The organism is Bradyrhizobium sp. Ash2021 (assembly GCF_031202265.1).
Classification (GTDB): domain Bacteria; phylum Pseudomonadota; class Alphaproteobacteria; order Rhizobiales; family Xanthobacteraceae; genus Bradyrhizobium.
The window spans coordinates 8,335,719-8,348,585 of the sequence record NZ_CP100604.1; the positions used below are offsets into that span (position 1 = coordinate 8,335,719).

The 12,867-nt window shown below is 61.1% G+C and carries 13 protein-coding genes and 1 pseudogene; 1 reads left to right on the top strand and 13 read right to left on the bottom strand.

Annotated features, from left to right (window positions below):
• Positions 1–2: 2 nt before the first annotated feature.
• From ftsH to NL528_RS40135, 7 genes and pseudogenes are all read right to left on the bottom strand, one after another.
• Complete coding sequence (ftsH, locus tag NL528_RS40105) at positions 3–1,925, bottom strand: ATP-dependent zinc metalloprotease FtsH (RefSeq protein ID WP_074273196.1); 1,923 nt, start codon at positions 1,923–1,925, stop codon at positions 3–5.
• A gap of 280 nt (positions 1,926–2,205) precedes the next feature.
• Complete coding sequence (tilS, locus tag NL528_RS40110) at positions 2,206–3,249, bottom strand: tRNA lysidine(34) synthetase TilS (RefSeq protein ID WP_309179842.1); 1,044 nt, start codon at positions 3,247–3,249, stop codon at positions 2,206–2,208.
• A gap of 47 nt (positions 3,250–3,296) precedes the next feature.
• Positions 3,297–4,346 (bottom strand): tol-pal system protein YbgF, encoded by a 1,050-nt coding sequence (ybgF, locus tag NL528_RS40115; protein WP_309179843.1) that lies wholly within the window; start codon positions 4,344–4,346, stop codon positions 3,297–3,299.
• 226 nt (positions 4,347–4,572) lie between these two features.
• Positions 4,573–5,064: a peptidoglycan-associated lipoprotein Pal gene (gene pal / locus NL528_RS40120; protein ID WP_309179844.1), complete on the bottom strand. Its 492-nt coding sequence runs from the start codon at positions 5,062–5,064 to the stop codon at positions 4,573–4,575.
• A gap of 286 nt (positions 5,065–5,350) precedes the next feature.
• Positions 5,351–6,088: a hypothetical protein gene (locus tag NL528_RS40125; RefSeq protein WP_309179845.1), complete on the bottom strand. Its 738-nt coding sequence runs from the start codon at positions 6,086–6,088 to the stop codon at positions 5,351–5,353.
• Between the two features lie 157 nt (positions 6,089–6,245).
• Positions 6,246–6,545: pseudogene (locus NL528_RS40130) on the bottom strand (efflux RND transporter permease subunit); the annotation flags it as partial.
• 158 nt (positions 6,546–6,703) lie between these two features.
• Entirely contained in the window at positions 6,704–6,940 is a 237-nt protein-coding gene (locus tag NL528_RS40135) for a hypothetical protein (protein WP_309179846.1), read from the bottom strand.
• A gap of 355 nt (positions 6,941–7,295) precedes the next feature.
• Here NL528_RS40135 and NL528_RS40140 point away from each other — a divergent pair, with 355 nt between their 5' ends.
• Entirely contained in the window at positions 7,296–7,724 is a 429-nt protein-coding gene (locus NL528_RS40140; RefSeq protein ID WP_309179847.1) for a hypothetical protein, read from the top strand.
• A gap of 917 nt (positions 7,725–8,641) precedes the next feature.
• On the opposite strand, the gene NL528_RS40145 is transcribed toward NL528_RS40140, so the two are convergent.
• The 6 genes from NL528_RS40145 to NL528_RS40170 form a co-directional block, all read right to left on the bottom strand.
• Complete coding sequence (locus tag NL528_RS40145; protein ID WP_309179848.1) at positions 8,642–9,283, bottom strand: DUF1109 domain-containing protein; 642 nt, start codon at positions 9,281–9,283, stop codon at positions 8,642–8,644.
• Positions 9,280–9,801, bottom strand: a complete 522-nt coding sequence (locus NL528_RS40150) for a sigma-70 family RNA polymerase sigma factor (protein ID WP_309185197.1) — start codon at positions 9,799–9,801, stop codon at positions 9,280–9,282. Before NL528_RS40150 ends, NL528_RS40145 begins: the two co-directional genes overlap by 4 nt.
• Before the next feature lie 351 nt (positions 9,802–10,152).
• Entirely contained in the window at positions 10,153–10,419 is a 267-nt protein-coding gene (locus NL528_RS40155; RefSeq protein WP_309179849.1) for a pentapeptide MXKDX repeat protein, read from the bottom strand.
• A 75-nt stretch (positions 10,420–10,494) separates the two neighbouring features.
• Entirely contained in the window at positions 10,495–10,677 is a 183-nt protein-coding gene (locus NL528_RS40160) for a hypothetical protein (protein ID WP_309179850.1), read from the bottom strand.
• Between the two features lie 122 nt (positions 10,678–10,799).
• Positions 10,800–11,342, bottom strand: a complete 543-nt coding sequence (locus NL528_RS40165) for a sigma-70 family RNA polymerase sigma factor (RefSeq protein ID WP_309179851.1) — start codon at positions 11,340–11,342, stop codon at positions 10,800–10,802.
• 98 nt (positions 11,343–11,440) lie between these two features.
• On the bottom strand, positions 11,441–12,835 hold the full coding sequence (locus tag NL528_RS40170; protein ID WP_309179852.1) for a TolC family protein: 1,395 nt from the start codon (positions 12,833–12,835) through the stop codon (positions 11,441–11,443).
• Positions 12,836–12,867: the final 32 nt, after the last annotated feature.

Here is a 12,867-nt window from a genome sequence, read left to right on the forward strand (position 1 = left end):
CTTTAAGCCTGCGGTTGCGGCTCCAGTCCAGCGTCCGGATCGGGACGCGGGCGCGACTTGCCGGCCGGCGGCACCGCCGAGGCGCGCGGCGTGGTCGGCTCGAGCACCGACTCTCGGTTCGGCTTCTTGCCCTTGAGCAGATCCTGAATCTCGTCGCCGGAGAGCGTCTCGAATTCGAGCAGGCCTTTTGCCAGAGCTTCGAGATCGGCACGCTTCTCGGTGAGAATACGCGTCGCTTCGTTGTAGCCGTTTTCGACAAAACGCCGGATCTCGGTGTCGATCTTCTGAACCGTCGCCTCCGATGCGTTCTGGGTGCGCGACACCGACATGCCCAGGAAAACCTCGTCCTGGTTTTCGCCATAGGACACGGTGCCGAGCGCCTCGGAGAGGCCCCAGCGCGTCACCATCATGCGCGCCAGCCTTGTGGCCTGCTCGATGTCGGACGAGGCCCCGGAGGTGACCTTTTCGCGGCCGAAGATCAATTCTTCCGCGACACGGCCGCCCATCATGATGGCCAGGCGCGAGGTCATCTGCTCCAGCGACATCGACAGTTTGTCGCGCTCCGGCAATTGCATCACCATGCCGAGCGCGCGGCCGCGCGGAATGATCGTCGCCTTGTGGATCGGATCGGTCGCGACGACGTTGAGACCGACGATGGCGTGGCCACCCTCGTGATAGGCCGTCAGCAATTTCTCTTCCTCGGTCATGACCAGCGATTTGCGCTCGGCGCCCATCATCACCTTGTCTTTGGCTTCCTCGAATTCGGCCTGGGTCACCATGCGCTTGTTGCGGCGGGCGGCGGTCAGGGCGGCTTCATTCACGAGGTTCATCAAGTCCGCACCGGAGAAGCCGGGCGTACCGCGCGCGATGGTTTTCAGGTTGATATCCGGCGCCAGCGGCACCTTGCGGACGTGAACCTTGAGGATCTGCTCGCGGCCGACGACGTCGGGATTGGGCACCACCACCTGGCGGTCGAAACGGCCCGGACGCAGCAGCGCGGGATCGAGCACGTCGGGACGGTTGGTCGCCGCGATCAGGATCACGCCCTCATTGGCCTCAAAGCCGTCCATCTCGACCAGCAACTGGTTGAGCGTCTGTTCGCGCTCGTCATTGCCGCCGCCCAAACCTGCACCACGATGCCGGCCGACCGCGTCGATTTCGTCGATGAAGATGATGCAGGGCGCGTTCTTTTTCGCCTGCTCGAACATGTCGCGGACGCGGCTTGCGCCGACGCCGACGAACATTTCGACGAAGTCAGAGCCCGAGATCGTGAAGAACGGCACATTGGCTTCGCCCGCGACCGCACGCGCGATCAGCGTCTTGCCGGTGCCGGGAGGGCCGACCAAAAGCACGCCGCGCGGAATCCGGCCGCCGAGGCGCTGGAATTTGCCGGGGTCGCGCAGGAATTCGACGATCTCCTGCAGGTCCTGCTTGGCCTCGTCGACGCCGGCGACGTCCTCAAACGTGACGCGGCCATGCGCTTCGGTCAGCATCTTGGCGCGCGACTTGCCAAAGCCCATCGCCTTGCCGGCGCCGCCCTGCATCTGCCGCGACAGGAAGATCCAGACGCCGATCAGCGCGATGAACGGCAGCCATGAGACCAGCAGCGACACGAACCACGGCACGTTGTCGCCGGGCGGCTTCGCGGTGATCGTGACCTTGCCGTTGTACAGGCGCGAGACCAGCGTCGGGTCGTTCGGCGCATAGGTCTGGAAACTGGAGCCGTTGGTGAAGGTGCCGTGGATCTCCGGCCCCTGGATCACGACGTCGCGAACGTGATTCTGGTCGACTTCGCTCAACAACTGCGAAAATGAGATGTCCTGCGAGGACGCGCGCTGACCCGGATTCTGGAAAAGCGTAAACAGCGCCAACAGCAGCAAGACGATAATGACCCAGAGGGCGAAATTCCGCAGATTGGCGTTCATCGATCTTCCTTCGTGGTCGCGCGGATCGCGGCCTCTTATCCTTTGGCAGGCGCCTCAGGGAATCTCCCTGGAGAATCCCGTCGGCCGACTGCCTACAATCTAGGTGTCGCTGGGGTTGATGCCAAGGGAACTACGCAGGACTATTTAGCGCATCCTAGCGCGATTCCCGGTCAAATAATGGCGCTGAAACTGGTGTTTTTCGGGGGTGGTTAAGAGTCCCCGGCGATTTATGGCCGAGATCGCGGCTTTCGATCGGGGTCCACACCGAAAACCCGGCAAATCAAGGGGCCATCCGGCGGCGGCGAGGCGGCGCCGGTTCGACCCGGATTCGACCGCCGATGACGCCGACGACCGCGCCGGCGAGGGTCTGTTTCAGCCTCGGTCGGCCGTCCGCTACCGCCCGGTCCAGTGCCGCCAGCAAGGTCTCGACCTTGCCGAGTTCGGCCGGCCCCTCATGACCGACACGATCAATCGCACGCTTCAACAGCCGCAGCCGGATTTCTTCAGGGATCGCGGCAAAGGCGTTTGCGTCGAAGCTATTGGTGTCGACTCCGGCGCGCGAGGCGCCACGATCCCGGAGCTGGAGATAACGCTCGGCGCCATCGGCCAGCACTTCCACGGCGGCATTCGCGCGCGCCAGCCGCGCCGCCAGCCGCGCGAGATTCCTGGCATCGCCGCCCTCCTCGGCGAGAACGGGCATGATCGCGCGCAACCGCGGCCGGGTGAAGCCGGTGTCACGGTTGGTCGGATCGTCGGCAAAACCGATTTTGGCCTTGTTCAGCGTCGCGATAAGCCGTGATTTCGAAATATCCAGCAGCGGTCGCGCGAGCCGCACGCCGTCGCGCTCGCTCTCGCGCGCCATCGCCGCCAGCCCCGCGATGCCGCTGCCGCGCAGCATCCGCATCAACAGCGTCTCGGCCTGGTCGTCGCGGGTATGTGCGGTGAGGATATGCGTCGCGCCGTGCTTGCGCGCGGCTTGCGCCAGCAGGCGGTATCGCGCGGCGCGGGCCGCGGCCGGCAATCCGGTCTTTGGCTTGGCGCCGGTCCAGCGCAGGGTCTGGTGCGGCAGATCGAGCGACTTCGCCAGCCGCTTGACGTCACGGGCTTCGCGCGCGGCCTCCGCGCGCAAGCCGTGATCGACGGTAACCGCGATCAGCCGCGGGCCGCGCGTCAACGCACGGCGCCAGCGTGCCGCGAGCCACATCAACGCGACGGAATCCGGACCACCGGAAATCGCGAGCACGATGGCAGGCGCGGCTTTCCAGTCCGCGAACAGATTTTTCGCGTCCTGGGCCGAAACCGGGAAATGGTCGTCGTCAGGCATGCCCGCGCCGTTGAGGCCGGAGCCCAACGGGCTCCATCAACACCGCTCTAGCACTTAACCCGCTTTTGCTCACGGTCAACGGCGGCTTTGACGCCAGCCGAGGCGCGCGGATATTTCCGCGTCACTTCGCCGAACGCGGCACAGGCGGCTTCCTTTTCCTTCAGCGCCGCCAGCGACTGGCCGAGCCGCAATAGTGCATCGGCCGCCTTGGCGGATTTGTCGAATTTGGTGGTCACGCCAAGAAAGGTTTCGGCCGCGTCACGATATTGCTGGCGCTGGAAATAGCTCTCGCCGAGCCAGTATTGCGAATCCGCGATCAAGGGATCGGTCGGATATTTCTGCGCAAAATTCTTCATGGTCTCTTCGGCCAGCGCATAGTCCTTGCGCTGCATGTAGCCGATGCCGAGATCGAACTCGTCCTTCGGCGTCGCCGAGGGCGGCAGCGTGGTCAGCGCGGCGCTGGCACCTGGAGCGCGCGGCGGCGGAGCGCCGGCGCCGGCCGGGCTGGTGTTGCCAAGGTCGAGCGGCTCGCCCGGCCCGCGGCCGCCGGGAGCGCCGACCCCGGCATCGTTGGCGATCGGCAGCTGACCGCCGCCAAGCGCGCGCGGCGCGCCGGGCGCATTCGGATTCTGGTTGGGGTCGAAGGCGTCCCCGCGGCGGCGGCCCGGGGCCTGCGGCGCCGGCGGCTCCTGAATGATCGGCGCCGGGGCTGCGATCTGCGGCTGCTGGTCATAGCCCCCCTGAGGTTGGCCGTAGCCCGGCTGAGGTTGCCCGTAACCGGGCTGGGCCTGCGGTTGCCGGTAGGCCGGATTGGGCTGCGCCACGGGCGGCAATGCGGCGACGCCGGGCTGGGCGACGGGGGGCTGGCCACCGGGCGCCACCGGCGCGCCGCCGAGCTGCCGCAGCCGCTCTTCGAGCTGCCGGTTGCGGTATTGCAGCTCCTCGTTCTGGCCGGTCAGTTGCCGGAGCTGGTTTTCCAACCGCTCGATCCGCATCTCCGCATCGGCATCGTCGGATTGCGCGAAAGCCTGGGAAGACAAAGCCAGCATCACGACGATCGCCGCGACGCCCGAAGACTTAAGAAACCTGGATGACATTTTGCCCTGTCGACGAAATCGGCGTGACATCAAAAGCGGAACACATTGAGAGACGGAGTACGCCAGAATTGTGACTGGCGCCCGCGAATCCGGCACTGGATCGCGCTTATGGTTTAGTCTCGGCGCCCAAACAAGCAAGCGGCGGTGCTCCCGGATTTTATCGCGCGCCCAAAATAAAACCGGCGCCCGAAGGCGCCGGTGAGAAATTTCTGAAAACCCGAACGCGTCAGGAACTGGCATTCAGCACCGTGACGGCGCGGCGGTTCTGCGACCAGCAGGAGATATCGTTACACACCGCGACCGGGCGCTCCTTGCCGTAGGAGATCGTGCGCATCCGGCTCGGATCGATCCCGCGCGAGGTGAGATAGGTCTTCACGGACTGGGCGCGCCGCGCGCCCAGCGCGATATTATATTCGCGGGTGCCGCGCTCGTCCGCATGGCCCTCGATGGTGAAGGCATAGCGGTTATAGGTCTGCAGCCACTGCGCCTGCTTTTCCAGGGTCGCGATCGCCTGCGGGCTCAGATCGGTCTGGTCGCTCTCGAAGAACACGCGGTCGCCGACATTGACCACGAAGTCCTGCTGGCTGCCCGGGGTCGCCGCACTGGCCATCGCGCCTTCGGCGCCGAGGTTACTCCTGGCGCAGGCGCCCATCGACAGCGCCACCGCAAGCACCGCGGCCAGCTTCAATCCCTGGAGGATACGCATCTGATATTTCATTCCGGAGCCTCCACGCTCACGTTATTCCACTGTCATCCGGTCTACAGGGCGATGGTTAAGCGAACGTTCCGTCAACCTTGATGGGATGTTGCCAAACCCGATCAAATGCCGACGAACCGCGAAAAGCAACCGCGATGGTTAATGGTTTGTAAATGTGGCGCGAGGGTGAAGGCAAGCGCCAACGCGCCCGGAATCACCGGTTCCGGCGTTCATTTTCGGCCCCTGACGGGTGGCTGACGGGATGACCGAGCAGATTCGTCGCTCAGCTCCGGTTCAGCCCTGCCGTTCAGGAATTGGGAACGATCGATGTTCGCTCCAACGGCGCCACCATGTCCAGTGGCGAATCGCGCCCGCTGCGCCGTTCGAACAGCATGCGCCGTTCAAAAGCGGTCGAGCGCATCATCGGATAACGTTCGAAAACCTTGTCGCGCAGGGCCGGAAAATCCGCCGCCATCAGCCCGACCGGCTTCAAGAGGCCTGGAAAGAACCGCGGCTCGGCGATCGTCTCGTGCAGAAACACGCGCCGATAAAATGCCTGATGCTCGGCGCGGACGATAGCAAGCCCGAGATCGGCGTTAAAATACTCGCACGCCATGTAGGCCAGCCGAAGCGTGACATAGGGCAGTTCCGGAATGCGCCCCGCCGTATCGGGATCGGCAACGAAGCGGGCCGGATCGATGATGACCTCGCCCCGATCGAGCCGGGGGTAAAGAATCTCGCCGAATGCTTCCGCTGAGCACGATTCCCGCCATTCGGGCGTCAGCACACTGATCCGAACGGAACTGCAGAGGTCCCCCTGAATATAGACGCCGAAGGTCCAGGAGTTGGGCAAGTCGTCATATTGATCGGTGACCCGTTGCGCGGGCGATTCCGCGACGGCGCCTTCGCGAAGATAGGCCCGGTAGCGCAGGTTATAGATTTCTTCTTTTTCCTGCGGAGTTTCGGCGAGACGATAGTCGACTTGGTCTAACAGGTCCGAACTTCGTCCGACGGCCGTGGAAGATACTTCGGCCGGGGACCTCATATGATACTCCTTGGACGTTTGGGATTTTTGAACAACTTGTGCGAGCGAAGGAAAGATTAACAGCTAGTTAACGAAATTGCAAAGGGATCACGACGTTAGGGTTAACCTGGAATCGGCTTTGCGCGCTACCGATGACGCGCTCGAACGACCCGTAAAGTTACGGGAATATCCTTGACGCAATTCTACTGGATCGATCGTTCGCTAGGATAATGAGGGGACGATTACCTTTCCTGCGCGTGACAGGACACCCCTTGATCAAGATGTACACGGCTGGGATCACAACCAGCGTCGGTGCCGTCGAGGAAACCATTCCCCCGATCATCGGGACGGCGATCCGCTGCATCACCTCCGATCCGGTGCCGGTGCTCCACATGATGGGAAGCAGCCCGGCCATGATGGCGACAACCGTCATCATCTTGGGCCGCACGCGCTCGACCGCTCCCAGCATGACCGCCTCGTCAGCTAAACGAACGACCACGTGAGACCTTGGAATTTGAAACCCCAGCAGAGAGATTTAACGCCTGTGTTGCGTCGACCGGTTGAGCCGGCACCCGCTAACCGGACACGCTGCGGGCATGCCAAAATCGACGCCAATGATCCGAAGTGGACGTCCTCTCAATTACCGCGCGGAACGACAGCCTTCGGACCAGCGCGATAAGCGTGAGATTTGTTGGCTTTGACTCCCCGCGCGTAGACATCGTCTCCCTGCGCGTAGATATCGCCTCCGCTGCTGATTTGCCGCGTCGAGGGGGCAACAGAGGATTTCGGGCCGCCCTGGTACTGCTGAGCCATGGTGGACACAGTCAGGAATGGCGTGATGAGTGCGACGGCAAGGATGAATTTGATATTCATGATTTTCCTCCGGCATTTGCTCGAAAGGTCCACTGGCAGGTTACAGGTCTTGCTGCATCGATCTTCATCAAAGAGGCGTGAGAATGCCTCGTTTTTAGGCTTCTGCGAGATCGTCTTTCCAGCGGCACAGGCGAGAGCCGCGTCGCCCCCTCCAGGAAAACTGCCTTCAAATCAGCCCCTTAGCTCACCGTCTCGGCTGGTGGCACGCGATTTGCGACGCGTGGCGCAGGATTGATCCGACACTGCCGAGGAAAAAGACATGCGAGCGTGCCTGATTGCTGCCGTTATATCGACGGCGCTAGCCGTCACATCGGCTTCCGCGACTGTAATTATCAGCGACGACGTCGGCGGTAAGATGAAAGACTACACGACGCACTTCCAACAGGTGCGCGACTCTGGCGAGCCCGTCGTCATTTCCGGCACATGCGTTTCGGCCTGTACGATGGTGCTCGGATTCGTCCCAAGCGACCGAATCTGCGCCACCGATAAAGCGGCGCTTGGTTTCCATGCCGCATGGATGTTCGATAACTCCGGCAAACGCGTCGTCAGCGCGTCCGGGACGCAAGATCTAATGAATACCTATCCAGCTCCTGTGCGCGCCTGGATCGCACGGCACGGTGGGTTGACGCCAAAAATGATATACCTGCGAGGTCGTGATCTCGCCGCCATTGTTGCACCTTGCAATAGCTCACGCGTGGCATCTGTTTCACGCGCGAAGCGGTTCGGCGGCGTTCATCAAGTTGCAGATACAAATACGCCTCGCGCAAGTTTTGACAGGCGCTGAGTAGACTATCGCAGCAGCGAGCCCGGGTTACGCCATCGCCCTGGCTTACTCATTCGTTGAGCTTACATAACACCGGCGCTCCTTCGAACTGCCCCCATACTGGCCAGACCTGCGAGAGGCCGGCACATCCGTCAGTGTCTCATTCGGACTGCTTCGGTGATCTGGTGCCGTGCTTCATGCACATGAACATCATCATCATGCACGGTAGAAATGCCACGAGGGGAAGTAATCCCGCTGCGGCTAACCAGTTCCAGTTCAGCGCAGCTGCGGCGACAATCCCAACGCCGAGCAGAAGATACGCCACCAAACGGTGTCGAGCGAAATACCTCGTAATTAACCGACCGGCCGCGTCAGCGGACGTCGCATTGTGTTGAGGCAAGTTACGATCAAGCAGCGTCATAGGATTCCTCGGTCTTCCTGTGGTGAACGAAAAGATACGCCGCCCCCTTCCGGCTGCGGGAGTAACCCTGATCCGCAGCCGGGTTTCAATTCTGGCCCGGATCAATGAATGCTAGCCGACGCCGCTTGTGCAGCTTGGGCCGTGCGCATCATTGCTTAGCTACCTGTTATCGAGGCGTCGTAGCACGCTGGTGGTGCCGCACTTTGCTCGGGACCTGCACTTGCGTTGTCATGGGCGGCTCCCAGGCAAATATTGAACTCTGGGTGTTACCGGTCGCGGCGCTCGATCTGGCCTCACTCGGCCAATACCGCTTGTCGGAAATTGTCGCGCCAGCGTAGGCTGACGCCGACATCGCAAAAATTGGCAAGGCGAGCGAAATTGCAAGAAGGTGTTTGGTTAACATGGTCCGGCTCCATCATTGTTGGAAGCGCGTCATGTGTGCGCTTCTAACAATGAGTTCGGAGCAAATCGTCTGGCGGTTACATCACGCTGACGTGACGCGGGCTGACTCCGCGCGTCACCAACGCAATAGCCGCGGCCCCAATGCAGCGCCTGCCAACGCGCACAGCACAATCGTGCCGCCGTACCAGACCGCGACGAACGGCAATGAATCGTCGGTGCAGTGAAGCGCATAAGCCATTGCGCTCACGCCGCCTGCAATAAGACCGGCGAAAGCACCTGTGCGAGAAAGATCTGTAGGCGCAGCTCTTCGCACGGCCCAGATCGCGATAGCGAAGGGCACAATTGCGATGATCGGAACCGAGAGGACACATTCAAGCCATTCGTCCCCGACAATCATCTTGCTCCAATGTGAGCTGGGCGCGAACCCAAGGCTGATTGCCGCAAGAGATACGATGACCAGGAACGGCATAGCGACCAGGAAAGATGGGGCCGCACGTTCCCCACCGGGGCGTGCCAGCCTCGTTAGGTAGACCAGCGCGAGCCCCACGACCCCGACCGCAAAGCAGAGCTTCACGGCTAAAAAAATGAATGCGCGGGCCGTCATGAAATCAGAGCGAACACCCAATCCGACGAGCACGACGCCTACCGCCACGATTGTTCCGGCCGCAAGCGCGACAAAGAGCGTGCGAACGACCGAGCTGCGGTCGACCGGCTCCGGGTTCGTACTCAGAAGGGCTACCAGATCATCCGTCTTCATGTTCGTATTTCCCGGGCAATCAAAGCAGCCAGCGTTTTAAGCCCGCGGTGAATGTTCACTTTTACGCCGGATTCAGAAATGCCGCACTTCTCCGCTGCTTCAGCTATGCTCTGTCCGTCGAGTTTTACAGCCTCGATCGCACATCGCATGTTTTTCGGCAGCCGCTCCATAAGCCTCTTGACGTCGTATGTACTCTCAGCATCGACATTGTCGTCGTGCGCCATGATCGTGTCGGCCTCGTCGATAGGTACATCGGAAATCGACGCGCGGGTTCGGCGCAGGAAATCGATCAACTTGTAGCGCGCGATCGCGTGCACCCACGGCGTCAGCGGCTCCGCTGGATCGTAAGTATGTCGCTTGATGTGGATGGCCAAGACCGCTTCCTGAACCAGATCCTCGGCCTCCGATGCACCTCTGCCAATCCCCGTGAGCTTGCCCTTGTAATAGGCGCGCAGACGGCCACTCAAACGCCCAAGCAACGCGCGATGCGATGCGCCGCAGCAAAACAGGATCTCTATCCGATCGCGCGACCGAGCAGCGCAAACGGCAAAATTGCCACGGATTGATCGTTACCGCTTCGGACCACCCTGATACTTCGGACCACCCTGATCGGTGTATTTGCTAGTGGCGGCGCGAGTGTCCGGCACAAATTGCGCGTAGGGCTTATTGGCTTCATACGTCTGCGCACTCGCCGAGAGTCCGGACTTGGGTCCACCCTGATAGACTTGGCCGGCGAATGCTGTGCTCGACAGCGCAAAGGCGGTTTGGCCAGGCAAAAAAAGCAGGCCCGTTCGGTTGGCGAACGAGCCTGCTACGGCGAGCGGAGGATCGGGCGTTCTACTCTACCCGCCGATGGACGAAGAATGAGATCACTTCTTCGCCTCATCCTTCTTCATGGCGTCCTTGGACATTGCATCGTCCTTCTTCATGGCATCGTGAGACATCGCATCGTCCTTCTTCATGGTGTCGTGAGACATTGCATTGTCCTTCTTCATGGAATCGTGGGACATCGCATCGTCCTTCTTCATGGTATCGTGCGACATCTTGTCTTGCGCGAAAACAGCAGGCGCAGACGCTGCTCCCAGCGAGATGATGACGGCGGAAGCGAGAAACAAAGCACGAGAGGCGGTTTTCATAGTCTGTATCCTTTCAAGACTGGTGTGGAACGACGTCTGTCGTCATATTTTAATACGTTGCGGATGAGCGTCTCGTTACAGAGCTCGCACAATTCGTTCATCGGGGAAGTTCGGTTTCGTCATAAGCCCGCCGCCGCAAGCGCCGACGCTGTTCGCGGTCGCCGACATCGCTGCCAGCGATGCAAAAAGCGAAATCGCAAGAACGGGTCTGGCAAACTTCGCCAACATTGCTCCTTTGTCATTTGCAGAGCGCTTCATGCGCGCTTCTGCAAATGAGTTCGGAAACTTTCGTCGGCCGGTTACTTAATCACGGCGAGGTGAAGAATCAGGCCGCTGCAGAAATGGCCGTCGACGCGGCTTCTCGATTATTCGACGCTATCTCAGCCGATGAAGGAGGCCAGCGCCTTCAGGCCGCGGTGAATGCTGATCTTCACGTTCGATTCCGACATGCCGTAGCGCACGGCGGTTTCGGCGACGCTCTTGCCTTCGAGCTTGACGGCCTCGATCGCCTGACGTGTCTTCCGCGGTAGCCGGCCGAGAAGTTTCGCCATGTCGTGCGTCCCTTCGGTCGACGCGTGGTCGTCCGCCGCCATCAATTCCTGATGATCGTCGATCGGGACATCCATCCGCGACATCTTGTTGCTGCGAAGGTGGTCGATCAGCTTGTAGCGCGCAATCGCATGAAGCCAGGGCGTGAACAGCGCATCGGGATCGTAGGTGTGGCGCTTCAGATGGACCGCCAGCAACGTCTCCTGGACCAGGTCTTCCGCCTCCTCGGCGCCGCGTCCCGCCCCTATCATCCTGCGCTCGTAGTAGGCGCGAAGACGAAGTGCGAGCTTGGCGAGCAGCGTGCGGTAGGCGGCCGCATCACCGCGCTGGCTTGCCAGCATCAGCGTCTTCAATTCGGTTTCATGAGTAATCATGCTAGCCTACCGGTTGTTCTCTGGCTTCGCCGGGCTATGGGACTGCCGACGGCTCAGCATTTGCTTTCAATGAATTTCCGATCTCTTCGGGCGAAACACTATTGGGCTGCCGCTCGGGTGTCCGTATGAGGGAGACTCGTTAGATCGCTGGTTGTGATTGACTCAAGCTCCGCGAGATAGGTCGCTTGCGTGATCCTGAGCTTGGCAGCAAGACGTTCAATGGCAATCAACGATCGTTGATCATCCAAAAGATTGAGCAGCGAAGCGGCGTCCGTTTGAGACGCGTCGCCCGTTTCAAATGCGGTCCGGGCGACGGAAACGACCTGGCGCGCGCGCGGAAGGATGGTGTGGTCGAACAAGTCGAGTTGACGGCCGGCATCCCGAATGATCGCGATGTCCGCAATCACCTGTGCCGTTAGGTCATTGCCGACCTGGCGGCGCATGGCCTCGGAGGCGCGGAGCTTGGCTTCGGCCTGCGCAATGGCCGCATTGAGCGCCTCGTAGCGGAAAATCGGGATCGTTGCCTGCGCCAAGAGTGATTGTGTGACCCCCATCAGGTCGGTGCCTAAACTCAGATTGAAATCCGGAACGTATTGAAGTTCGGCAAGGCGTATTCCCTCGCCGCGACCACGAATCTCATCGGCGAGCGCGACCAACTCCGGGTTCTGCTTCGCCGCCATTTCGACCAGGTCCTCGGCCCGATAGACCATCCGTCGCGACGCCGGCAGTTTCGTCGGAACGGGCAATGGCGCACCTGCGGGACGACTCAGGAGCGCATTGATCGCTGCCCGCTGACTCGGTAGCTGCGATCGCATATTGGCGATGTCGTTGCCCGACAGATCCGCTTCGTTGCTCGACTTCAGCACATCTCGCTGGCCGGATGTGCTGCCGGCGCGGTTACGGTCTTCAGCCACCTTCGCGATTGTCAGGAGCAATCGCTGATTGCTCTGCTCCAGGCGGATCAGTTCTGCGTTTAATGCGTAGTCGTAGTAGGCGCGGAGCACCTTGTACCGCAGGTCGTATTTGGCCTTGATGAAGCGCCGGCCCGTGGCCCGTGCGTTCTCCAGTGTTTGCTTGGCGGCCGCATCCAACTTGCCCGGCCACTTGATGTCCGTCATGGGATCGTTGCCGAGGGTCAGCGAACTGCTTCCCCAACTGGTGTGTCCGTTGGTGATGGTTGATGCGGCCGCCACGTTGACCGTCGTGGTCTGGGTGGCGTCCTGCGGAATCTGCTCGATCGCCGACCGCCAATCCCAATAGCGCTGCTCCAAGTCAGCGTTGTTGAGCAATGCGTATTCGACCAACCGGTCGGATGTTGGGTTTGCCGGAAGTGGTGGTATCTCGCGGATTTCGGTTGGCTTCTCAAATGGCTTCCCCATCTGCACGGCCGCAGCGCGTTCTTCGAACTCGCCGGGAGGGTGGATGGTGCAGCCCGACAGTCCAACCAGGAGCACGATCGTCGCACGCCCGCAAATCGAAATAGAACTACTCATGGACCCCCTCGCCGTTTTTTGTACCCGGGCTG

Excerpts from the sequence above, each read along its gene's own strand:
- ftsH (WP_074273196.1), bottom strand. The coding sequence starts at position 1,925 with ATGAACGCCAATCTGCGGAATTTCGCCCTCTGGGTCATTATCGTCTTG.
- tilS (WP_309179842.1), bottom strand. The coding sequence starts at position 3,249 with ATGCCTGACGACGACCATTTCCCGGTTTCGGCCCAGGACGCGAAAAAT.
- ybgF (WP_309179843.1), bottom strand. The coding sequence starts at position 4,346 with ATGTCATCCAGGTTTCTTAAGTCTTCGGGCGTCGCGGCGATCGTCGTG.
- pal (WP_309179844.1), bottom strand. The coding sequence starts at position 5,064 with ATGAAATATCAGATGCGTATCCTCCAGGGATTGAAGCTGGCCGCGGTG.
- NL528_RS40125 (WP_309179845.1), bottom strand. The coding sequence starts at position 6,088 with ATGAGGTCCCCGGCCGAAGTATCTTCCACGGCCGTCGGACGAAGTTCG.
- NL528_RS40135 (WP_309179846.1), bottom strand. The coding sequence starts at position 6,940 with ATGAATATCAAATTCATCCTTGCCGTCGCACTCATCACGCCATTCCTG.
- NL528_RS40140 (WP_309179847.1), top strand. The coding sequence starts at position 7,296 with ATGAAAGACTACACGACGCACTTCCAACAGGTGCGCGACTCTGGCGAG.
- NL528_RS40145 (WP_309179848.1), bottom strand. The coding sequence starts at position 9,283 with ATGAAGACGGATGATCTGGTAGCCCTTCTGAGTACGAACCCGGAGCCG.
- NL528_RS40155 (WP_309179849.1), bottom strand. The coding sequence starts at position 10,419 with ATGAAAACCGCCTCTCGTGCTTTGTTTCTCGCTTCCGCCGTCATCATC.
- NL528_RS40160 (WP_309179850.1), bottom strand. The coding sequence starts at position 10,677 with ATGAAGCGCTCTGCAAATGACAAAGGAGCAATGTTGGCGAAGTTTGCC.
- NL528_RS40165 (WP_309179851.1), bottom strand. The coding sequence starts at position 11,342 with ATGATTACTCATGAAACCGAATTGAAGACGCTGATGCTGGCAAGCCAG.
- NL528_RS40170 (WP_309179852.1), bottom strand. The coding sequence starts at position 12,835 with ATGAGTAGTTCTATTTCGATTTGCGGGCGTGCGACGATCGTGCTCCTG.